At 67.9% G+C, this 18,387-nt stretch carries 23 protein-coding genes; 18 read left to right on the forward strand and 5 right to left on the reverse strand.

Annotated elements, in window-relative coordinates; translation table 11 throughout:
• Window positions 1–41: 41 nt before the first annotated feature.
• On the reverse strand, window positions 42–1,301 hold the full coding sequence (locus ON23_RS03915; RefSeq protein WP_051041952.1) for a TetR/AcrR family transcriptional regulator: 1,260 nt from the start codon (window positions 1,299–1,301) through the stop codon (window positions 42–44).
• A 145-nt stretch (window positions 1,302–1,446) separates the two neighbouring features.
• On the opposite strand from ON23_RS03915, the gene ON23_RS03920 reads away from it, so the two are divergent.
• The gene (locus ON23_RS03920) at window positions 1,447–2,241 is read left to right on the forward strand and encodes an enoyl-CoA hydratase-related protein (RefSeq protein ID WP_039776430.1); all 795 of its coding nucleotides are present in this window, start codon (window positions 1,447–1,449) and stop codon (window positions 2,239–2,241) included.
• A gap of 112 nt (window positions 2,242–2,353) precedes the next feature.
• Here ON23_RS03920 and ON23_RS03925 read toward each other — a convergent pair whose 3' ends face one another.
• Entirely contained in the window at window positions 2,354–3,601 is a 1,248-nt protein-coding gene (locus ON23_RS03925) for a lycopene cyclase family protein (RefSeq protein ID WP_051041954.1), read from the reverse strand.
• 173 nt (window positions 3,602–3,774) lie between these two features.
• Between ON23_RS03925 and ON23_RS03930 the strand changes: the two genes are divergently transcribed.
• Both ON23_RS03930 and ON23_RS03935 read left to right on the forward strand, forming a co-directional pair.
• Window positions 3,775–4,833, forward strand: coding sequence for an alpha/beta hydrolase (locus ON23_RS03930; protein WP_039776460.1), 1,059 nt, complete (start codon window positions 3,775–3,777; stop codon window positions 4,831–4,833).
• A 120-nt stretch (window positions 4,834–4,953) separates the two neighbouring features.
• Complete coding sequence (locus ON23_RS03935; RefSeq protein WP_039776431.1) at window positions 4,954–5,886, forward strand: esterase/lipase family protein; 933 nt, start codon at window positions 4,954–4,956, stop codon at window positions 5,884–5,886.
• Between the two features lie 24 nt (window positions 5,887–5,910).
• On the opposite strand, the gene ON23_RS03940 is transcribed toward ON23_RS03935, so the two are convergent.
• Window positions 5,911–6,387: a hotdog fold domain-containing protein gene (locus ON23_RS03940; protein ID WP_039776461.1), complete on the reverse strand. Its 477-nt coding sequence runs from the start codon at window positions 6,385–6,387 to the stop codon at window positions 5,911–5,913.
• Between the two features lie 466 nt (window positions 6,388–6,853).
• Between ON23_RS03940 and rpsJ the strand changes: the two genes are divergently transcribed.
• From rpsJ to ON23_RS04015, 15 genes are all read left to right on the forward strand, one after another.
• On the forward strand, window positions 6,854–7,159 hold the full coding sequence (gene rpsJ / locus ON23_RS03945; RefSeq protein WP_003938093.1) for a 30S ribosomal protein S10: 306 nt from the start codon (window positions 6,854–6,856) through the stop codon (window positions 7,157–7,159).
• Between the two features lie 14 nt (window positions 7,160–7,173).
• On the forward strand, window positions 7,174–7,839 hold the full coding sequence (gene rplC, locus ON23_RS03950; RefSeq protein ID WP_039776442.1) for a 50S ribosomal protein L3: 666 nt from the start codon (window positions 7,174–7,176) through the stop codon (window positions 7,837–7,839).
• Window positions 7,836–8,522, forward strand: a complete 687-nt coding sequence (gene rplD, locus ON23_RS03955; protein WP_039776443.1) for a 50S ribosomal protein L4 — start codon at window positions 7,836–7,838, stop codon at window positions 8,520–8,522. Before rplC ends, rplD begins: the two co-directional genes overlap by 4 nt.
• Window positions 8,519–8,824: a 50S ribosomal protein L23 gene (gene rplW, locus ON23_RS03960; RefSeq protein WP_025347175.1), complete on the forward strand. Its 306-nt coding sequence runs from the start codon at window positions 8,519–8,521 to the stop codon at window positions 8,822–8,824. The genes rplD and rplW overlap by 4 nt, the downstream gene beginning before the upstream one ends.
• 33 nt (window positions 8,825–8,857) lie before the next feature.
• On the forward strand, window positions 8,858–9,688 hold the full coding sequence (rplB, locus tag ON23_RS03965; RefSeq protein WP_036498168.1) for a 50S ribosomal protein L2: 831 nt from the start codon (window positions 8,858–8,860) through the stop codon (window positions 9,686–9,688).
• A gap of 14 nt (window positions 9,689–9,702) precedes the next feature.
• Window positions 9,703–9,984 (forward strand): 30S ribosomal protein S19, encoded by a 282-nt coding sequence (gene rpsS, locus ON23_RS03970; protein ID WP_030513362.1) that lies wholly within the window; start codon window positions 9,703–9,705, stop codon window positions 9,982–9,984.
• Window positions 9,981–10,388, forward strand: coding sequence for a 50S ribosomal protein L22 (gene rplV / locus ON23_RS03975; protein WP_025347178.1), 408 nt, complete (start codon window positions 9,981–9,983; stop codon window positions 10,386–10,388). Before rpsS ends, rplV begins: the two co-directional genes overlap by 4 nt.
• Window positions 10,389–11,186 (forward strand): 30S ribosomal protein S3, encoded by a 798-nt coding sequence (gene rpsC, locus ON23_RS03980; protein WP_039776445.1) that lies wholly within the window; start codon window positions 10,389–10,391, stop codon window positions 11,184–11,186.
• Between the two features lie 3 nt (window positions 11,187–11,189).
• A complete protein-coding gene (rplP, locus tag ON23_RS03985) occupies window positions 11,190–11,606 on the forward strand; it encodes a 50S ribosomal protein L16 (protein WP_030513364.1) in 417 nt (138 codons plus the stop codon).
• Window positions 11,606–11,845 carry a 50S ribosomal protein L29 gene (gene rpmC / locus ON23_RS03990; RefSeq protein ID WP_025347181.1) on the forward strand — a complete coding sequence of 80 codons (240 nt, stop codon included), beginning with the start codon at window positions 11,606–11,608 and terminating at the stop codon, window positions 11,843–11,845. Before rplP ends, rpmC begins: the two co-directional genes overlap by 1 nt.
• Window positions 11,842–12,138, forward strand: coding sequence for a 30S ribosomal protein S17 (gene rpsQ / locus ON23_RS03995; RefSeq protein ID WP_039776446.1), 297 nt, complete (start codon window positions 11,842–11,844; stop codon window positions 12,136–12,138). Before rpmC ends, rpsQ begins: the two co-directional genes overlap by 4 nt.
• 116 nt (window positions 12,139–12,254) lie before the next feature.
• Window positions 12,255–12,479 carry a ribbon-helix-helix domain-containing protein gene (locus ON23_RS04000; protein WP_039776448.1) on the forward strand — a complete coding sequence of 75 codons (225 nt, stop codon included), beginning with the start codon at window positions 12,255–12,257 and terminating at the stop codon, window positions 12,477–12,479.
• Entirely contained in the window at window positions 12,476–12,916 is a 441-nt protein-coding gene (locus tag ON23_RS04005) for a type II toxin-antitoxin system VapC family toxin (RefSeq protein WP_039776449.1), read from the forward strand. The genes ON23_RS04000 and ON23_RS04005 overlap by 4 nt, the downstream gene beginning before the upstream one ends.
• 15 nt (window positions 12,917–12,931) lie before the next feature.
• Window positions 12,932–13,600, forward strand: a complete 669-nt coding sequence (locus ON23_RS04010; RefSeq protein ID WP_039776451.1) for a YdcF family protein — start codon at window positions 12,932–12,934, stop codon at window positions 13,598–13,600.
• Window positions 13,601–13,773: 173 nt separating this feature from the next.
• Window positions 13,774–15,090, forward strand: a complete 1,317-nt coding sequence (locus ON23_RS04015) for a flavin-dependent oxidoreductase (protein WP_063821217.1) — start codon at window positions 13,774–13,776, stop codon at window positions 15,088–15,090.
• Here the strand turns inward: ON23_RS04015 and ON23_RS04020 are convergent.
• Together ON23_RS04020 and ON23_RS35735 are read right to left on the reverse strand one after the other, a co-directional pair.
• Window positions 15,033–16,337 (reverse strand): acyltransferase, encoded by a 1,305-nt coding sequence (locus ON23_RS04020; protein WP_157170151.1) that lies wholly within the window; start codon window positions 16,335–16,337, stop codon window positions 15,033–15,035. The genes ON23_RS04015 and ON23_RS04020 overlap by 58 nt on opposite strands.
• A gap of 196 nt (window positions 16,338–16,533) precedes the next feature.
• Window positions 16,534–18,387: hypothetical protein (locus ON23_RS35735; RefSeq protein ID WP_051041959.1), on the reverse strand; the 1,854-nt coding region annotated here is incomplete at its 5' end.

The following is an 18,387-nucleotide window of genomic DNA, read 5'->3' on the forward strand; positions in this document are numbered from 1 at the left end:
ACAGCCGGAGGTGCCGGCCACAGCCGGCACCAGCGCGCCCGCTACGCCTCGAGCTGTTCGCCCTCTGTCGCTTCGGGCGCTGAATTCCAGCCCAGCAGAACCGCTTCCATCAACGCGCAGACCCGGGCCACATGTTCCGGCCGATTCTCGAAGCGCACACGCCGCCCGACGTCGACGACCTGCGCGATGGCCGCATGGACGCGGCAGCGTGCCTCGGCCGGGTCGTCGTCGAGCAGATGCGCCCATTCGAGCACGTTCTGCCGCTGCACCGAACGCAGCTTCTGCTGTTCGGCCGCGGGCAGATTCGAGAATTCGGCGAAGTAGACCGGCAGGATCTCCGGCGTCGAGAAGGTCAGCCGCGCGAACCGCGCCGCGATGCGCAACGCGGCATCGGAGCGGCTGGTCGCCTCCGCCAGCGCCTCGGAATTGGCGATCGCGACGCGCTCCCCGGTGCGGTGGAACGCGGCGGCCAGCAGATCGGATTTACTCGCGAAGTAGCGGTAGACGCTGGAGGCGTTGATGCCGACCGCCGCGCCGATCTCCTCGATACTGGCCTCGTGATAGCCCTGGCGGCCGAAGATGCGGATCGCCTCGGTGAGCAGCTGTTCGCGTTTGGAGCTCAGCGGCAGCCCGCGCACCGGCGCTCCGGTGGCCGCGGGGTCGGGCAGCGGCGGCAGCTCGGTGTGCAGGAGCGACCAGGACATATCGAGGATCAGATCGGTGAGCCGCGCGTTGGACAGGGCGGTGCGGTGGGCGGTGATGCTGCCGATCACGCCCAGCATGCCGGTCGCGATCAGCTCCACGTCGGCGGGCGATGCCTCCGGCCGCAGCGCGGCGACCGCGGATTCGATCAGATCCTGCAGTTCGTCGTAGATCACGCGGATGCGCGCGCGGTCCTCGCGCTCGAGGTAGCGGCGCTCCCAGCGGTACAACCCGCCCTCGCGGCGCACATCGATGGTGTGCTCGGCCAGCGCGCGGATCAGCGCGGTGAGTCGCGATTTCGGATCGAGTCCGGGTTCGTCGGCGGCCTCGGCGGCGTCGAGCAGTTGCTGGGCGCCGGCCTCGGCGGCGGCCACCAGCAGGGCGTACTTGTTGGCGAAGTGGCGGTACAGCGCCGGTCCCGAGATGCCCACCTCGGCGGCGATCTCGTCCACGCCGACCGGGTGATAGCCGCGTTCACTGAAGGCGCGGGCCGCGACCCGCACGATCTGTGCCTTGCGATTCTTCGGCCGACGCCGGGTCGTCGGGGTGGTACCCGGTCGCGCGGATGCGAGCCCGGCCTCGCTGCGATCCGCGACCATACACCTCTCCTTCTGCGTGTCGGCTCGTCGTCGCCGCCGATTGGTTGACAGCGCCGGACAAGTCAACATAAGTTAACCACAATTCGCAAAGTTAACCATCATTCTCGTCTCGTCGCCACCGGCGGCGGCCCACCTGGGAGTAACCATGAGCGATCACGACCACACGCCCGGCCTCACCATCGTGCGGGACGATCGCGTTTTGCGGGTGACCATCGACAATCCCGGTCGCAAGAACGCGCTCAGCTACGACGCGATGATCGCTCTCGGCGACACCCTGGGAAACGTGACCGCGGATCCGTCGATTCGCGTGGTCGTGCTGACCGGGGCGGGCGGTGATTTCTGCACCGGCGCCGATCTGGCCGCGGCGGCCGCCGAGAAGGAGCGGGGCATCACCCCCGAGATGACCATGGACGGCGCGAACCGGATGATCCGTTCGATCATCGACGCGCCGGTGCCGGTGATCGCGCGGGTACGCGGGGCCGCCGCGGGAATCGGTGTGGCGCTGGCACTTTCCGCCGATTTCACCTATGCGAGCGAGGAGGCCTATCTGTTGCAGGCCTTCATCAACATCGGCCTGATGCCCGACGGTGGCGCCGCCGCGCTGGTCGCCGCCGCATCCGGGCGGGCGCTGGCCGCGGAGCTGGCGCTGCTCGGGGAGCGGCTGCCGGTCACCGAGGCCTATCGGCGCGGCCTGCTGGCCGGGGTCCTGTCCGTCGACGAACTCGATGCGAAGGTCGAAGCGGTCGCCGCCAAACTCGCCCACGGCCCGCGCCGCGCCCTCGAACTCACCAAACGCACCCTCAACCGGGCCGCCCTGGCGTCGTTGGACGAGGCGCTCGCCGCCGAGAAGGCCGGGCAGGCGGAGTTGCTGCGCGGCCCCGATTTCGCCGAGGGCGCCGCCGCGATGCTCGGCAAGCGCACAGCGGTGTTCGCGCACTAGGAGACCGCAACTCCCGCCGGGAACGCTGCGCCGCAGTATGTTTCGGCGGCCGAGCTGTGGGGGACGTGTTCGGGCGGGCCGCGCTCGCCGGCGCTGTGTCCGGGTGCGGCCGTCAGCCGCCCACGCTGTCGTCCTCCGGGAACGCCGGGTCGAGCGTGGCGTCCAGCACCGGGTCCGACGTCGCCGCCGGATACTCGTAGCCCACCCAGCGGTTGCGATTCGCCCAGCCGACCAGATCGAATCGCCAGCGGAACGGCCAGGTCCGCGACACCGTCATGAACAGCACCGCCCCGAGCGCCGCGTAGTCGTCGTGCGCCGACAGCAGCGCCCGCTGCTGGCGCGGGGAGGCGGTGAAGAAGGCCTCGAACATCGAGATCGATTGCGCGGTCGTCAGCCGCCCCAAGCCGTAGACGCCGCGCATCCGCATCCAATACACCAGCCGCGCCTGCCACGGCCACAGCGCCGCGACCGGGTCGGCGCCCGAGCGCACCGCGTCGACCAGCGTGTCGACCAGCGCGAACGAATCGGCGACGCTGTAGCCGGTGCACGGATGCATCATGCCGCCGCGGGAGCCGAACGGCACCGGATCGTTGCCGCGCGACGACCGGCGCATCGACGGGGGCGGCTGATCCAGCGGATAGTGCGCGGCCTCGGACGGTTCGTCACCGCGCAGCCGGACGCCGTGCGTGGCGAGCCGATGCAGGGCGCGCCGGCGCAGTTCGTGCTGCGGCATGCCGCCGCGCAGGCCGAGACTGGTCTCCTCGAAGATCACCGTGCCGTCGCCGAGCGGGACGGCGTACAGGAACGAGGGCGGCTCGTCCGGGCCGGCGCCGTTCTCGTCGCGCCAATCCAGCAGCAGCCCTTCGCCGTCGGCGATCATCGGTGCCGCCCGGTCGGCGTCGACGAAGATGCCGTGCGCGCTGGCGGTGCGCCGCGACCCGGGCGAAGCCAGCCCGCGGGTGTCCACCACCGTGGTGGCCGTGACCGTGCTGCCGTCCTGCAAGCCGACGCGATGAGCGTCGACGGAGGTAGCGCGACCAGTCAGGACGGTGGCATCGTCTAGAGGAAGCGCGTCGCGTAGCCCGGGCTTGGAGAGTACGCAGTACGGCCTGTCGATTCGATGCGGCGTCTGCGTCCAGACGGTGGGCGCCTCGATGCGCTGGGCGATCGCGCTGTGCGGCAGCCACGCGGGAAGTTCGTCGACCCAGCAGGAGAAGGTCGGCGGCCACAGCCGCTCGGGCCGCGGATCCACCGCCACGACGTCGAGCCCCGCCCGCATGGCGCGGTGTGCGACGGCACGGCCGGTCGGCCCGAGCCCGACCACGCACAGATCGGCTCGACGGACATCCTGCGCACTCATGGCTGCATTCTCCCAGCCCGGCCCCGCATCGCCGCGCGGGCCGTGGACGTTACGCCCCGAAAACTCGTGGCGTAGCAATTCGCGTCGTGAAATGCGTTGGGGCAGTTCATAACCTGAGACCACGGGCGCCGTCGGGGGGTGCTCGCGAATTGCTGGTGGCCAGGGAGAACGAGATGCGAAGATATCGATACGAGGGGCGAATTCCGCGGCGCAGATTCAGGCCGCGAATCGGTCCGGTCATCGCCGCGGTGCTCGCGGCGAGTGCGCTGATGACGTACCCCGCCACCGGTTTCGCCGATCCGGTGCCGTCCGGATCGGGGGGAGGAGCGTCGGCGATCGTCGGGGTGCGCACCGACGACGCGCGGCATCAGACCGTCACGGTCCATTCGGCGTCGATGGCCAAGGACATCGAGGTACAGGTCCAGCGCGCCGCCGATCAGGCCACGCCGCGGCCGGTGCTGTATCTACTGCTGGGCGCGGGCGGCGGCATCGACGGCGCCACCTGGGCGAGTCGCACCGATGCGTTGAATTTCCTGGCGGACAAGAACGTCAACGTCGTGACGCCGATCGGCGGCCAGTTCAGTTATTACACCGACTGGAAAAACGACGATCCCTTTCTCGGACGCAACAAATGGCGCACGTTCCTGACCGAGGAGCTGCCGCCCCTGCTCGATAAATTCCTGAATGCCAACGGTCGCAACGGTATAGCCGGATATTCGATGTCGGCGACCACAACATTGGCGTTGGCCGCCCTCACGCCCGGACTCTATTCCGCCGTCGGGTCCTACAGTGGCTGTGCGCAAACCAGCGATCCGATGGGTCAGGAATTCGTGCGCCTCACGGTGAATACCTGGGGATGGTCGAATACCGACAACATGTGGGGCCCGACGGGCGATCCGGAATGGGCGCGCAACGATCCCTACGTGCACGCGGAAGGATTGCGCGGCAAGGCGATCTATATCGCCAACGGCACCGGGCTGCCGGGTCCGTACGACACCTACGGCGGCAAGTACTCGCTGCCGGGAGCGTGGGGTTTCTCGAACCAGATCGTGATCGGCGGCATCATCGAGGCGGCCACCAACCTCTGCGCGCACAACATGCAGACGCGATTGGATTCACTCGGCATTCCGGCCACCTACAATTTCCGGCCCACGGGTACCCACACCTGGGGTTATTGGCAGGACGACCTCGAGCAGTCGTGGCCGGTTCTCGCCGAAGGCCTGGGATTGTGATCGATATCTCGAACCGCAGCGGGCGAGATGAAAATGCCGCATCATCGCTCATTATTCGTGACAACGGGCGGCGGTCCGGGAGCCGGGAAATATCGCGCACTTCCCCTACCATGGGCTGCCATGAGTAGGGTGCGGTTCTCGGCGACAGCCGTGTTCTTTTGCGCCTTGGTCGCCATAATTACGGGCCATGCGCCCGTGGTCGGCGCATATCCGCTGGAGGTTCCGCCATTGCCCGGCGCGAACGACTTCAGCTGCCGGCCGACGCCGGACAAACCCTATCCCGTGGTGCTGGCGCACGGTGCCGCCACCGACGCGCAGCGCAGTTTCGGAGCATTGGCGCCGGCGCTGCGCCGCGCGGGATATTGCGTATTCGCGGCCGATATCGGCCGGGTTCCGTTCCCGGCGCCGGGCACGAGCGGCGCCGCCGATCGGGGGTGGCCCGGCCTGGGCCCGGTGGCGGCGGCCCTGCAGGGAAATGTGATCTACGGCGTCGCGGACATCGCGTCCCAGACGACGGAGCTGAGCACCTTCGTCTCGACGGTCCGCAACGACACCGGCGCGGCCAAGGTGATCATGGTCGGCCATTCCACCGGCGGCACCGAGATCCGCGAGCTGGTTCGGCGCCGCCCCGACGTGGTGGCGAGTGTGGTCACCGTCGGGACGCCGTACCGGGGATCCACTTTCGAGGGTCTGCCCAGCATGTTCCCGTTCTACGGGGCCCTGGGGATGGACGGGCAGCAGACCGCGGCTCAGGTCTTCGGGGCCGCCGGGGCCGAGCAGGTCCCGGGCGCCCCGACGCTGGCCGCGCTGAACGCCGGCGGCGAGACCCCGCCCGGCATCCGCTACACCGCGATCGCGAGCCGCACCGACGAGGTGATCACACCTCCCGAGACCGCGCTGCTGGCCGCGCCGCGGCCGGGAGACCGCAATTCCTGGGTGCAGGACGGCTGCCCGAACCTCGCGGTCGGCCACGACGAGCTGTTGTCGGCCCCGCGCGTGATCGCCGACATCCTGGCCGCGGTCGCGGACGCGCCGCCGCCCCCGCCCTGCTGAGGCGGCGCGGCCGGGCCGGATCGGCTACTTCGGTGTCACCCAGGTGGTGATGTCGGCGTGCACGACCTCGACACCGCGCTTGTCGTAGATCGACACGGGGACAACCACTTCCGTTCCCTCGGTGAGGGTGTCGAAGTCCGGGATCCGATCGAGTTTCGCGACCGCGCGCAGACCCGATTCGGCCTTGGCCAGGTACTGCACGTTCATCGCCTTGGGAATCCAGCGGTGCGTGGTCGGCACCGTCGCCTCGCTCAGCATCCCCATCGCGACCTCGGCCAGATTGCAGGCCGCGATCGCGTGGAAGGTACCCAGATGATTGTGGATCCCGAACCATTTCGGCGCGGTGACCTCGCACAATCCCGGCTCCAGCCGCACCACGTTCGGGACCACGGTGCCGAAGTAGGGGACGCGGGCGATCATGCCGACCGAGAACAGGGCATGTCCGAGGCGATTGTCGGGCAGCTTCTTCCAGCCGCGATACGTGGCGGTCTCTGTGCTCATGGCGAGCATCTTACTCTGGAGTAAGTTCGACGCGCCGCGACCCGCTCCGGTACCGTCCGACCAGGACCGCGGCATGTCCGCGGGAGCGGACGACCCCCGATTTGGAGTGGGTGGGGGGCCTCGGGCATACTGTTCGGGTTGCCTGCAGCGGTGGTGTGTGTCCATCGCCGGTAGGTGAGCAGGACCCACTGAGTATCGGCGTCGAGTCCGGCGCGGGTACGTCCGGGACGAAGTTCCGAGACCCACCAGGTGAAGTATGCCCGGGGTCGGAGAATGAGCGGAGAGGCGACACGCCCGACCGCGTGGACCGGAAGAACCATGACAGATGAACAGCGGCGATGGATCGGGTGCGCCCCGGTCGTGATGGTGGCTGATGCGTCTTCGTGTGTTCGGGCTGTGCAAATGAGGGTGGTTCGGGAGCGAAAGCTCCTGGGTCACAACGTAAGCGGAGAAAAGGACACTCAGCGTGGCGGGACAGAAGATCCGCATCAGGCTCAAGGCCTACGACCATGAGGCGATCGATGCGTCTGCACGCAAGATCGTCGAGACGGTGACCCGCACCGGTGCCCGCGTCGTCGGGCCGGTGCCGTTGCCGACCGAGAAGAACGTGTATTGCGTCATCCGCTCGCCGCACAAGTACAAGGACTCGCGCGAGCACTTCGAGATGCGCACGCACAAGCGGCTGATCGACATCCTCGACCCGACGCCGAAGACGGTCGACGCGCTCATGCGCATCGATCTGCCGGCCAGCGTCGACGTCAACATTCAGTGACGGGGATTGCAGATATGACTGACAACAAGAACAGGCCCGCCGCGGGCATTCTGGGCACCAAGCTCGGTATGACCCAGGTGTTCGACGAGAAGAACCGCGTCGTTCCGGTGACCGTCGTCAAGGCCGGACCGAACGTCGTGACTCAGATCCGCACCGAGGAGCGCGACGGCTACTCCGCCGTTCAGATCGCTTTCGGCGCGATCGACCCGCGCAAGGTGATCAAGCCCGTCGCCGGGCAGTTCGCCAAGGCCGGTGTCACCCCGCGTCGCCACATCGCCGAGATCCGCGTCGCCGACGCCGGCTCGTTCGAGGTGGGCCAGGAACTGTCGGCCGATGTCTTCGAAGAGGGCACCTACGTCGACGTGACCGGCACCAGCAAGGGCAAGGGCTACGCCGGTGTCATGAAGCGTCACGGCTTCAAGGGCCAGGGCGCGGCCCACGGTGCGCAGGCCGTGCACCGCCGGCCGGGCTCCATCGGTGGTTGCTCCACCCCGGGTCGCGTGTTCAAGGGCATGCGGATGGCCGGCCGGATGGGTAACGACCGCGTGACCACGCAGAACCTCTCGGTCCACAAGGTGGACGCCGAGAACGGCCTGCTGCTGATCAAGGGCGCGATCCCGGGCCGCAAGGGCGGCATCGTGATCGTCAAGAGTGCTGCGAAGGGTGGTGCCCGGGCATGAGCACCGACACTGTGAAGTCGGAAAAGGCGACCAATCTTACGCTTCCGGTCAAGGAACCGGGCGGCAAGACCAACGGCACCGTCGACCTCCCCGCGGAGATCTTCGACGCGACCGCCAACATCGCGCTGATGCACCAGGTCGTCGTGGCCCAGCAGGCCGCGGCTCGCCAGGGCACGCACGCCACCAAGACCCGCGGCGAGGTCCGCGGCGGTGGTAAGAAGCCGTACCGCCAGAAGGGCACCGGCCGCGCCCGCCAGGGTTCGACCCGTGCGCCGCAGTTCACCGGCGGTGGCACCGTGCACGGCCCGCAGCCGCGCGACTACTCGCAGCGCCTGCCCAAGAAGATGAAGGCCGCCGCCCTGCGTGGCGCCCTCTCGGACCGGGCCCGCAACGAGCGCATCCACGTGATCAGCGAACTGGTCGCCGGCCAGACGCCGTCGACCAAGGCCGCCAAGAACTTCCTGGCCGAGCTGTCGGACCGCAAGAAGGTTCTGGTCGTGGTGGGCCGCGAAGATGTCACCGCGTGGAAGAGCGTGGCGAACCTGCAGGGTGTGCACCCGATCGCGCCGGACCAGCTGAACACCTACGACGTGCTGCTCAGCGACGACGTCGTGTTCAGCGTCGAGGCGCTCAACGCGTTCGTGCACGGCCCGGCCGAGTCTGCACAGGAGGAGAGCAAGTGACCACCATCGCCGACCCCCGCGACATTCTGCTCGCGCCGGTGATCTCCGAGAAGTCCTACGGGCTGATCGAAGAGGGCACCTACACCTTCCTGGTGCACCCGGACTCGAACAAGACGCAGATCAAGATCGCCGTCGAGAAGGTTTTCGGCGTCACGGTCACCAGCGTCAACACTGCCAACCGTCAGGGCAAGCGCAAGCGGACCCGCTTCGGTTACGGCCAGCGCAAGAGCACCAAGCGCGCGCTCGTGACCATCTCGGCCGACAGCAAGCCCATCGAGATCTTCGGAGGCCCGGTCGCCTAAGCGGTCGGATCTTCAGAAAGCAGAGAAGAACTCATGGCAATCCGTAAGTACAAGCCGACTACGCCGGGTAGGCGCGGGTCGTCCGTTTCGGACTTCGCCGAGATCACCCGGTCCACTCCCGAGAAGTCGCTGCTGCGTCCGCTCACCAAGTCCGGTGGTCGTAACGCGCACGGCCGGATCACCACCCGTCATCGCGGTGGCGGTCACAAGCGGGCCTACCGTCTGATCGACTTCCGCCGGTTGGACAAGGACGGCATCCCGGCCAAGGTCGCTCACATCGAGTACGACCCGAACCGCACCGCCAACATCGCCCTGCTGCACTACGCCGACGGCGAGAAGCGCTACATCATCGCGCCGAAGGGCATCGCCCAGGGCACGCGGATCGAGTCCGGCACCGGTGCCGACATCAAGCCCGGCAACAACCTGCCGCTGCGCTCGATCCCGACCGGTACCACCATCCACGCGGTGGAGCTGCGTCCGGGCGGTGGCGCCAAACTGGCTCGTGCCGCCGGTATGAGCATCCAGCTGCTGGGTAAGGAAGGCGCCTACGCCGTCCTGCGTATGCCCTCCGGTGAAATCCGCCGCGTCGACGTGCGCTGCCGCGCCACCGTCGGCGAGGTCGGCAACGCCGAGCAGTCGAACATCAACTGGGGTAAGGCCGGCCGTATGCGCTGGAAGGGTCGCCGCCCCACGGTCCGTGGTGTCGTCATGAACCCCGTCGACCACCCGCACGGTGGTGGTGAGGGCAAGACCTCCGGTGGTCGCCACCCGGTCTCGCCCTGGGGTAAGCCCGAAGGCCGTACTCGTAAGCCCAACCGTCCGAGCGACAAGCTCATCGTCCGCCGCCGCGGCAAGAAGCGTTAAGGAGGAGGTTAAAGATGCCACGCAGCCTCAAGAAGGGCCCGTTCGTCGACGAACACCTCCTCAAGAAGGTGGACGTCCAGAACGAGAAGGGCACCAAGCAGGTCATCAAGACCTGGTCGCGTCGTTCGACCATCATCCCCGATTTCATCGGCCACACGTTCTCGGTCCACGACGGCCGCAAGCACGTGCCGGTGTTCGTCTCGGAGAACATGGTCGGGCACAAGCTCGGTGAGTTCGCGCCGACCAGGACGTTCCGGAGCCACGTCAAGGAAGATCGGAAGAGCAAGCGGCGATGAGCGAACAAGACACCACGCTTCAGAACCCGACCGCGCGCGCGACCGCGAAGCACGTTCGCGTCACTCCGATGAAGGCTCGCCGCGTCGTGGACCTGGTCCGCGGCAAGCGGGTCGAGGATGCGCTGAACATCCTGCGCTTCGCACCGCAGGCCGCCAGCGAACCCGTCGCCAAGGTCGTGGCCAGTGCCGCGGCGAACGCCGAGAACAACTTCGGCCTGAACCCCGACACCCTGGTCATCTCGACGGCGTATGTCGACGAGGGCGCGACCATGAAGCGTTTCCAGCCGCGCGCCCAGGGCCGCGCGTTCCGGATCCGCAAGCGCACCAGCCACATCACCATCGAGGTCGAGAGCGTCGCTTCCGCCGCCCCGGCTCGTAGCCGCCGGAAGGGAGGGGCTAAGTAAATGGGACAGAAGATCAATCCCCACGGCTTCCGCCTCGGTATCACCACCGATTGGAAGTCCCGCTGGTACGCCGACAAGCAGTACAAGGAATACGTCAAGGAAGACGTAGCCATCCGCAAGCTGCTGAGCACGGGTATGGAGCGGGCCGGCATCTCGAAGGTCGAGATCGAGCGCACTCGTGACCGCGTCCGGGTGGACATCCACACCGCGCGTCCGGGCATCGTGATCGGTCGTCGCGGCGCCGAGGCCGACCGCATCCGCGCCGAGCTGGAGAAGCTCACCGGCAAGCAGGTTCAGCTGAACATCCTCGAGGTCAAGAACCCCGAGTCGGATGCGCAGCTGGTTGCCCAGGGTGTGGCCGAGCAGCTGTCCAACCGTGTGGCGTTCCGTCGCGCGATGCGCAAGGCCATCCAGTCGGCCATGCGTTCGCCGAACGTCAAGGGCATTCGAGTGCAGTGCTCGGGCCGCCTCGGCGGCGCCGAAATGTCGCGCTCGGAGTTCTACCGCGAGGGTCGCGTGCCGCTGCACACGCTGCGCGCCGACATCGATTACGGCCTGTACGAGGCTCGCACCACCTTCGGCCGCATCGGCGTGAAGGTGTGGATCTACAAGGGCGACATCGTCGGCGGCAAGCGTGAGGTCACCGCCGCCGCCGCGCAGCCCGAGCGTCGCGAGCGTCGGGAGCGGCCGAGCCGTCCGCGGCGGTCCGGTTCGGCCGGTACCACCGCGACCAGCACTGAGGCCGGACGGGCCGCCACCGCGGTGGCGGAGGCTCCGGCAGAGAATCAGGAGGGCTGACCCATGTTGATGCCCCGCAAGGTCAAGCACCGCAAGCAGCATCACCCCCGTCGTACCGGTATGGCCAAGGGCGGCACCTCGGTGGCGTTCGGTGACTTCGGCATCCAGGCTCTGGAGCCGGCATACGTCACCAACCGGCAGATCGAGTCGGCGCGTATCGCGATGACCCGCCACATCCGTCGTGGCGGCAAGATCTGGATCAACATCTACCCGGATCGCCCGCTGACCAAGAAGCCGGCCGAAACCCGCATGGGTTCCGGTAAGGGTTCGCCGGAGTGGTGGGTCGCGAACGTCAAGCCGGGTCGCGTGATGTTCGAGATGTCCTACCCGAACGAGGAGACCGCTCGCGAGGCGCTGCGCCGCGCGATGCACAAGCTCCCGATGAAGTGCAGGATCGTGACCAGGGAGGAGCAGTTCTGATGGCTACCGGAACTCCGGCCGCAGACCTGCGCGAGCTCAACGAGGACGAGCTCGTCGCCCGCCTGCGTGAATCGAAGGAAGAGCTGTTCAACCTGCGCTTCCAGATGGCGACCGGCCAGTTGCAGAACAACCGGCGCCTGCGTGTGGTTCGTCACGAGATCGCGCGCATCTACACGGTCATGCGTGAGCGCGAGCTCGGCCTGGCCTCCGGTCCTGAAGGCAAGGGAGACGCCGCATGAGCGACGTAAAGGGCCCGGCCAAGACGCCGGCCAAGCAGGAGGAACGTGGCTCGCGCAAGGTGCGCATCGGCTACGTCGTCTCCGACAAGATGAACAAGACCATCGTGGTCGAGCTGGAAGATCGTGTGAAGCACCCGCTTTACGGCAAGATCATCCGCACCACCTCGAAGGTGAAGGCGCACGACGAGAACGAGATCGCCGGTGTCGGCGACCGCGTGCAGCTGATGGAGACCCGTCCGCTGTCGGCCACCAAGCGGTGGCGGCTGGTGGAGGTCCTGGAGAAGGCGAAGTAATCTTCTCCGCCTCGGCTGTGTAGTCGAATCGCGAAGGCCCGCTTCCCGGTTGGGAAGCGGGCCTTCGTGTGTCTGCGGCGGCTTACCGGTGGTATCTACCCTGGTATCATCGGAGCATGGCATGGACGATGCGGTTTCCCGAGGATGAGGGAGCGGAGCTCGACGCGCAGGCCCGGGAGGAGGGGCGCGCCAAGAGCGAGATCGTCCGTGACGCTGTGCGTATGTATCTTCTGGCCCATCGGCGCTGGGACGTCGCGTTCGTCGACGAGGAAGACACGGTGGATTTGGGGGGCCCGATCCGCAAGGAAGACATCCGGGGCGCGATGAACCGGTCCGCATGATCGTCGTCGCCGACACCTCGGGCCTCCTCGCGTTGTTCAATCGCTCGGATCCGGAACACTTCGCGGTGCGGCGTGCCGCCGATTCCGCGAGCACGTTGGTGACCAGCCAGCTGGCGCTCACGGAAATTCACCACGTGGCCAGTGTTCGCGGTGATCGGAAGATCGCCGACCGTATCGTCGCGTTGCTCGCCGATCGGATCGAGTCCGGACGACTCGTGCTGGGTGACGTGGGCGCCGATCGCCTGCGAACCGCCGTGCGGGTGCGGGCCGCATACGAGAGCCTGAATCTCGACCTCGTCGACGCGGTCAGTGTCGTGCTGGCTGCCGATTTCGACACCGACGCCATCCTGACGTTGGATTGCAGGGACTTTCGGGTGCTGCGTCCACTGAATCGCTTCCGCGCATTCCGATTGTTCCCCGATGATCTCGACCAGTGACCGCGGGAGGTCGCTGTGAGCTGGAGGGCTTGGCCCGACTCCCTTCGCGCCGATGTCCGCACCCTGTGGGAGTACAACCTCATGGGGCATGAGGTGCGGCCGGTGGATGTGGGGGTCGGGCTGGGGAGCCACGATATCGGGGTGGCGGCGTATGCGGTCGAGCTGTTTCGGCGGGGGATCTTTCCGACGATCGTGTTCAGTGGCGCCAATGCGCCGACGACGGTTGCCGAGTTCCCGGACGGGGAGGCGGTTCACTATCGGGAACACGCTGTCGCACAGGGGGTTCCGGACGAAGCTGTCCTGGTCGAGCCCCGCGCCACGAATACCGCTGAGAACATCGACCTTTCGCGGGCGTTGCTGCGCGAATCCGGTCGCGTCGTGCGGTCGGTTCTGCTGATCTGCCGGCCGTATCAACAGCGGCGCAGTTATGCGACCTGCCGGAAGCGGTGGCCGGAGGTCGAGGTGGTGTGCGGTTCGCTGCCGGAGTCGCTGGACGAGTATGTGGCGCGGATCGGCGACGCGGAGCGGGTCGTCACGATGCTGGTGGGGGATACGCAACGGGTGTGGCGGTATGCGGCCGAGGGATGGGCGATCGAACAGGATGTTCCGGACGCGGTTCGCGCCGCGTACGACCGGCTGGTGGCGGCCGGGTTCACCGGGCGTCTGCTGCCGCCGCACCGATAACCGGCCGGCCGCGGGTGGCCGGCGACCGGGACACACCCACCCACGGTGAATGACTGGGCTGCCCACACCTGAGAATCGGTAGATTACTCGCGTCCTCGGGGCATCGTCGGGAGGAGCGAGAAGGTGTGGGGTGTAAGGAATTTCGATTCGCTGCGGCTACCGGCGGGAGGGCGATGATGCGGGTTGTGATCGCGGGCGCGGGAATCGCCGGGCTGACCGCGGCGGCCTGTCTGCACCGGGTCGGCATCGACGCGGTGGTGTTCGACGCGGTCACCGAATTGCGTCCCCTCGGTGTCGGGATCAATCTGCTGCCCCATGCGGTGCGGGAACTGACCGAGCTGGGAATCGGTGCGGCCCTGGCCGATTGCGCGATCGCGACGTCGCGCACGCTGCACCTGGATCGGTTCGGGAACCGAATCTGGAGTGAGGCACGCGGATTGGCCGCCGGTCATCACTGGCCGCAGTACGCGATCCATCGCGGCGAATTGCAGGAGTTGCTCGTGGAGCTGGTGCGTGCCCGGCTGGGAGCGGACGCCGTGCGTGAAGGGCTGGCGCTGCACTCGTTCACCGAGGACGCCGATGGGGTGCGCTGCCGCTTCCGCGACCGGTCCGCGGGCACCTTCGTCGAGGAGACCGCGGATGTATTGATCGGCGCCGACGGTCTGCATTCGGCCGTCCGAGCGCAATTGCATCCGGCCGAGGGACCTCCGCTGTGGAACGGCATTCGAATGTGGCGGGGAGTCAGTGAGATTCGGCCTTTCCTGGACGGCCGGACGATGGTGGTCGCGGGTTCCAACCACGCCGCGAAATTCGTCATGTACCCGATTTCCGGCGCCGCGCATCGTCGGGGGCATTCGCTGGTGAACTGGGTTGCCGAAGTGCGCGGGCACGATGCCGCGGCGCAGAGCCCGGACTGGAATCGCGCCGGGCGGCTGGCGGATGTGCTCCCGCACTACGACGGTTGGCGCCTGGCCGGTGTCGACATTTCCGCCTTGCTGCGGGGCAGCGCCGAAGTGCTCGAGTATCCGATGGTCGACCGAGACCCGTTGCCGCACTGGGGTACCGGACGCGTCACGATAGTGGGCGATGCCGCGCATCCGATGTATCCGGTCGGCTCCAACGGCGGTTCGCAAGCCATTCTCGATGCCGGCGTTCTGGCGTCCGAACTCGCGGCGGCCGCCGATCCGATCGCCGGGCTGACGCGCTACCAGCAGGTCCGGCGGACGGCGGTCAACGCCATCGTGCTGGCGAACCGCGATATGCCGATGGACCGGGTTCTGCACGCGGTGGCGCACCGGGCGCCGCTCGGCTTCGATCGGATCGAGGAGGTGCTCACCGCGGCCGAACTCGCCGGCCTTGCCGAGGCGTACCGCCATGCCAGTGCTGCTGTTCCCGTCGACCTCGCATCGGACACCGCGGCAGCAGCCACGACTTATGCCGCAGGTGCCTCGGCGGACGACGACCGTCCGTACGACTCCGGGACGGAGTGACCGGTCTCGAAGGCCGCCGCGCGCTGCGGAGCTGCCGGGCCGAGCGACCGCCATCGGCGCCCGAGCGGAGTTGCTCCCTCGATCCGGGGCCGGCCGGTGAGGTAGATACTGCCGGGCGCGTGGCGCACCACGCCGACGATCGCGAGGGTGACCGCCAGGACCGCGACGAACAACAGCACGGTCGCGCCCGCGGCGCCGACCGCGTCGTGCAGCCTCGGGTAGAGGGGGATCAGCAGTTCCAGCACGATCGGATGCATCAGGAAGACCGCGAAGGACCGATCGGCGCCGTAGCGCGAGATGCGGCCGACGACGCGGTACTTCGGCCGCAGCCACGACCACCACGTACTCACGGTGTAGAGGCCGACGATCAGTGCGACGAAATAGCCGGCCATGTACGGGTTGAAGACGTTGTCGGCCTGCCACGGTGTGGTGCCGCCCGCGACCGCGTGCTGATAGCACCACTCGGCGCCCGCCGCCACGAGCACCGTGCCGAGGATCAGCAGCGGGCCGAAGCGGCGCACGGCCCGGTCGACGGTGCCGATATGCCAGGCGGCGACCGCGCCGAACAGGATGTAGAACTGGTACGGCAGTACCGTCACGTAGAGGTGGTCCCACAGCTCCTCCGGCATACCGGTGAGCGTCGGCGGATGCGTGAGCGCCCACAACATGCCCGCTTGGACGAGCGCACTCGTCCCGAGCACCCACCGGTGGTGGCCGGCCGACCAGCGGACGAATCGGAGCAGCAGCGGGAAGAGCAGATAGATCTGCATCGAGACCAGCAGGAAGTACAGCTGATACCAGGCTTCGCCGGTCACGAGTTCGATCGCCAACCGGCGTACCGCTCCGGCCGCGGATTCCTGATGAATGCCGGCGACCACCGAATAACCCCAGTAGAACACCGACCAGAGCACGTAGGGGATGCCGACGAGAGCGAAGCGGCGGCGCCAGAAGTGCGGCGCGTCGAAGGACCGGTCGGCGTACTGGTAGATCAGCACGAATCCGGTCAGCGTGAAGAAGGCCTCGCGAGGAAAGTGCAGCAGCACCATGGCCCCGTTCGCGGACACATTGTTCGGATCACTGGATCTGTCGATCACGTGTACGGCGATCACACTGGCGAAGGTCAGGATCCGGAACAGGTTGACCTGATGCAGGTAGGGCCGCGACGGCTGGGGTTGTGCGGCCTCTCCGGATCCGGTCGTGACGGAGGTGGGCGCACCGCGGAGCGAGGTCGCAATCGCCGTACTCATCGTGCCGTGATCCGTGGGCAGGAGCACCGTCCGTCGCGCAGCAAGGTCGCCGACGAATGCGCTCGCGGAAAGGTCTCGATCATCTGCTTCCTCGAGTCGGTCGTCGCACTCCATGATTACGACCGAGCCTGTGAGGTTCCTTATCGGGCCCTTCGAGGCGCCTGAACCGCCAGGTAGCGGCGTCGCGAATCGGCGCTCAGCCGCCGACCGCCATGGGCATGCTGATGCGGCGCGCCGCCTCCAGTATTCCCAGGATCCGGGAGCCCGGCAGGCCGATGGCGGCGCCGATCGCGGCGGGAGTCCACGATTCGTCGGTGAGGGTGAGGATTTCGGCGAGCTGGTCGACCGACAGCTTGGACAGGCCGCGGCGGCGGATTTCGTGCGCCACCGACCGGATGGCTACCTCGCCGGTCTCGTCCTCCGCCGCATCGACAGCCACGGAATCCACTGCCATGGAATCGACAGCCATGGAATCCCCAGCCATGGGATCGACAGCTACTGACTCGATATCGGCGAATTCGGCCTCGTCCACCTCCGTGTCCTCGATGTGGGCGAGGTCGGCGGGGTCGTCCGCCGGCGTCGTGCGGTCGAGTTCGGCTGCGGCCGCAACGGGTCGCGGTGCTTCGGCGACCGGCTCGCCCAGCACCAACTGCACGGCGTCGTCCACGGCCCGCCGGGTGCGCGTCTTGCGCGGCTCGTCGGAGACGATCCGGAGCCCGGCACCGTGCGATCCCGACCGTTCATCGGTGCGCGCGGGCGGCGCCTCGGCCTCCGTGACTTCGGTTGGCGCCGAAGCGTTTACCGCCGGCTCGTCGGCCTTGCCGGGTGCCGAGTCGGCAGAGCCGTCGGTGGCCGTCGCGCCGGTAGGGTCGTCGATCGCTGTCGCGTCGGTGACCACTTCGTATGCCGCGGCCGGCTCGGCGGAAGCCGGGCCCCGCGTGGTCGACGATGCGTTTGCCGCGGTCGTGCCGGCGGCCGGCGGGGTCGGTGCGGCCGAATCCTGGGGCGACGCAGCAGGAGAGACGACGGTCGGCGAATCGGCGAAAGCCACCACGCCCTCGTCGCCGGATGCCGGAACCGGTGATCGGAACGCCATCGACACGGCCGGTGCGGTGCGCGCGGCGGACTGCGGCGGTGCGGACACGGGTTCGGGCGCTGCCCCGGAAGCAGCCACCGTGGCAGCCGTGGACCGGCAACTCTCCACCGCGTCCGCGAGCAGCAGCGAGGCATCCCATCCCGCCACCGAAACCGGTTGCGGCACAGCCGTCGACGGGAGCTGTGGATAACTGGGGAATTCCGCGGTCCCGGTGGATTCGGGCAGCGGACGTGCTTCCGCCCATTCCGGAAGGTCATCGGGCCGGTAGCTCGGGCGGTATCCGGTCGGCGGCAGATCGGTGTCGATGTCCTCCATCGGGATGTCGTCGATGAGCTGGGCGTAGCGCGCGGAAACCCAGGCGTGCAACCAGATCACGACGCCCACCATGACGGGGGCGACGGCGGCCTCGGCGGCGCGCGCCGGTGCGCCCGCGACCAGATGTGGACCGGCGTTGAGGGCGATGGTGACGCCGAGCAGCGCGGTTTCCAGGAAGACGACCTTGCCGCGGTCGATATCGCGGCCCCACCGGGCGGCGGTGGTGGCGACCACCATGATGGTGATGATCGGGATCGAGATCATCGCCTCGAAGCCGTAACTGAGCCAGTACAGCGGATCCGACATGTCGCCGCTGGGCACGAGGTTGTGCTGGACGTTCACGCCCGCCCACACCATGCCGAGAACGACGACGCCGATCAGCGCCCGCGAGGACCATTCGGCGCGGCGGAACAGTTGCGCCAGGCGCGCATCGGGATTCGACACCCGCATGCGCGCAGCGCGGGCCCGCCGGTGCCAGCGGGCGTCCGCGTCGTCGGCCCGGCGCAGGGCCAGGGCGACGCGGCGATCGCGCTTCTCGGCCGACAGCTGGGCCGTCACCGCGCGTTTGCGTTGCCGGCGGCGCTGGGTGCGAATCCATTCGGCGAGATCGCGTTCGGCGGCGATCTCCCGATCGGACAG

The sequence above is a fragment of the Nocardia cerradoensis NBRC 101014 genome, from assembly GCF_000308535.1.
GTDB classification, from domain to species: domain Bacteria; phylum Actinomycetota; class Actinomycetes; order Mycobacteriales; family Mycobacteriaceae; genus Nocardia; species Nocardia cerradoensis.

Excerpts from the sequence above, each read along its gene's own strand:
- rplB (WP_036498168.1), top strand. The coding sequence starts at position 8,858 with ATGGCAATCCGTAAGTACAAGCCGACTACGCCGGGTAGGCGCGGGTCG.
- ON23_RS04020 (WP_157170151.1), bottom strand. The coding sequence starts at position 16,337 with ATGAGTACGGCGATTGCGACCTCGCTCCGCGGTGCGCCCACCTCCGTC.
- rpsC (WP_039776445.1), top strand. The coding sequence starts at position 10,389 with ATGGGACAGAAGATCAATCCCCACGGCTTCCGCCTCGGTATCACCACC.
- rplD (WP_039776443.1), top strand. The coding sequence starts at position 7,836 with ATGAGCACCGACACTGTGAAGTCGGAAAAGGCGACCAATCTTACGCTT.
- rplC (WP_039776442.1), top strand. The coding sequence starts at position 7,174 with ATGACTGACAACAAGAACAGGCCCGCCGCGGGCATTCTGGGCACCAAG.
- rplV (WP_025347178.1), top strand. The coding sequence starts at position 9,981 with ATGAGCGAACAAGACACCACGCTTCAGAACCCGACCGCGCGCGCGACC.
- ON23_RS03930 (WP_039776460.1), top strand. The coding sequence starts at position 3,775 with ATGCGAAGATATCGATACGAGGGGCGAATTCCGCGGCGCAGATTCAGG.
- rpsQ (WP_039776446.1), top strand. The coding sequence starts at position 11,842 with ATGAGCGACGTAAAGGGCCCGGCCAAGACGCCGGCCAAGCAGGAGGAA.
- ON23_RS04000 (WP_039776448.1), top strand. The coding sequence starts at position 12,255 with ATGGCATGGACGATGCGGTTTCCCGAGGATGAGGGAGCGGAGCTCGAC.
- rplP (WP_030513364.1), top strand. The coding sequence starts at position 11,190 with ATGTTGATGCCCCGCAAGGTCAAGCACCGCAAGCAGCATCACCCCCGT.
- ON23_RS03940 (WP_039776461.1), bottom strand. The coding sequence starts at position 6,387 with ATGAGCACAGAGACCGCCACGTATCGCGGCTGGAAGAAGCTGCCCGAC.
- ON23_RS04005 (WP_039776449.1), top strand. The coding sequence starts at position 12,476 with ATGATCGTCGTCGCCGACACCTCGGGCCTCCTCGCGTTGTTCAATCGC.
- ON23_RS03920 (WP_039776430.1), top strand. The coding sequence starts at position 1,447 with ATGAGCGATCACGACCACACGCCCGGCCTCACCATCGTGCGGGACGAT.
- rpsS (WP_030513362.1), top strand. The coding sequence starts at position 9,703 with ATGCCACGCAGCCTCAAGAAGGGCCCGTTCGTCGACGAACACCTCCTC.
- ON23_RS03935 (WP_039776431.1), top strand. The coding sequence starts at position 4,954 with ATGAGTAGGGTGCGGTTCTCGGCGACAGCCGTGTTCTTTTGCGCCTTG.
- ON23_RS04015 (WP_063821217.1), top strand. The coding sequence starts at position 13,774 with ATGATGCGGGTTGTGATCGCGGGCGCGGGAATCGCCGGGCTGACCGCG.
- ON23_RS03915 (WP_051041952.1), bottom strand. The coding sequence starts at position 1,301 with ATGGTCGCGGATCGCAGCGAGGCCGGGCTCGCATCCGCGCGACCGGGT.
- ON23_RS03925 (WP_051041954.1), bottom strand. The coding sequence starts at position 3,601 with ATGAGTGCGCAGGATGTCCGTCGAGCCGATCTGTGCGTGGTCGGGCTC.
- rpmC (WP_025347181.1), top strand. The coding sequence starts at position 11,606 with ATGGCTACCGGAACTCCGGCCGCAGACCTGCGCGAGCTCAACGAGGAC.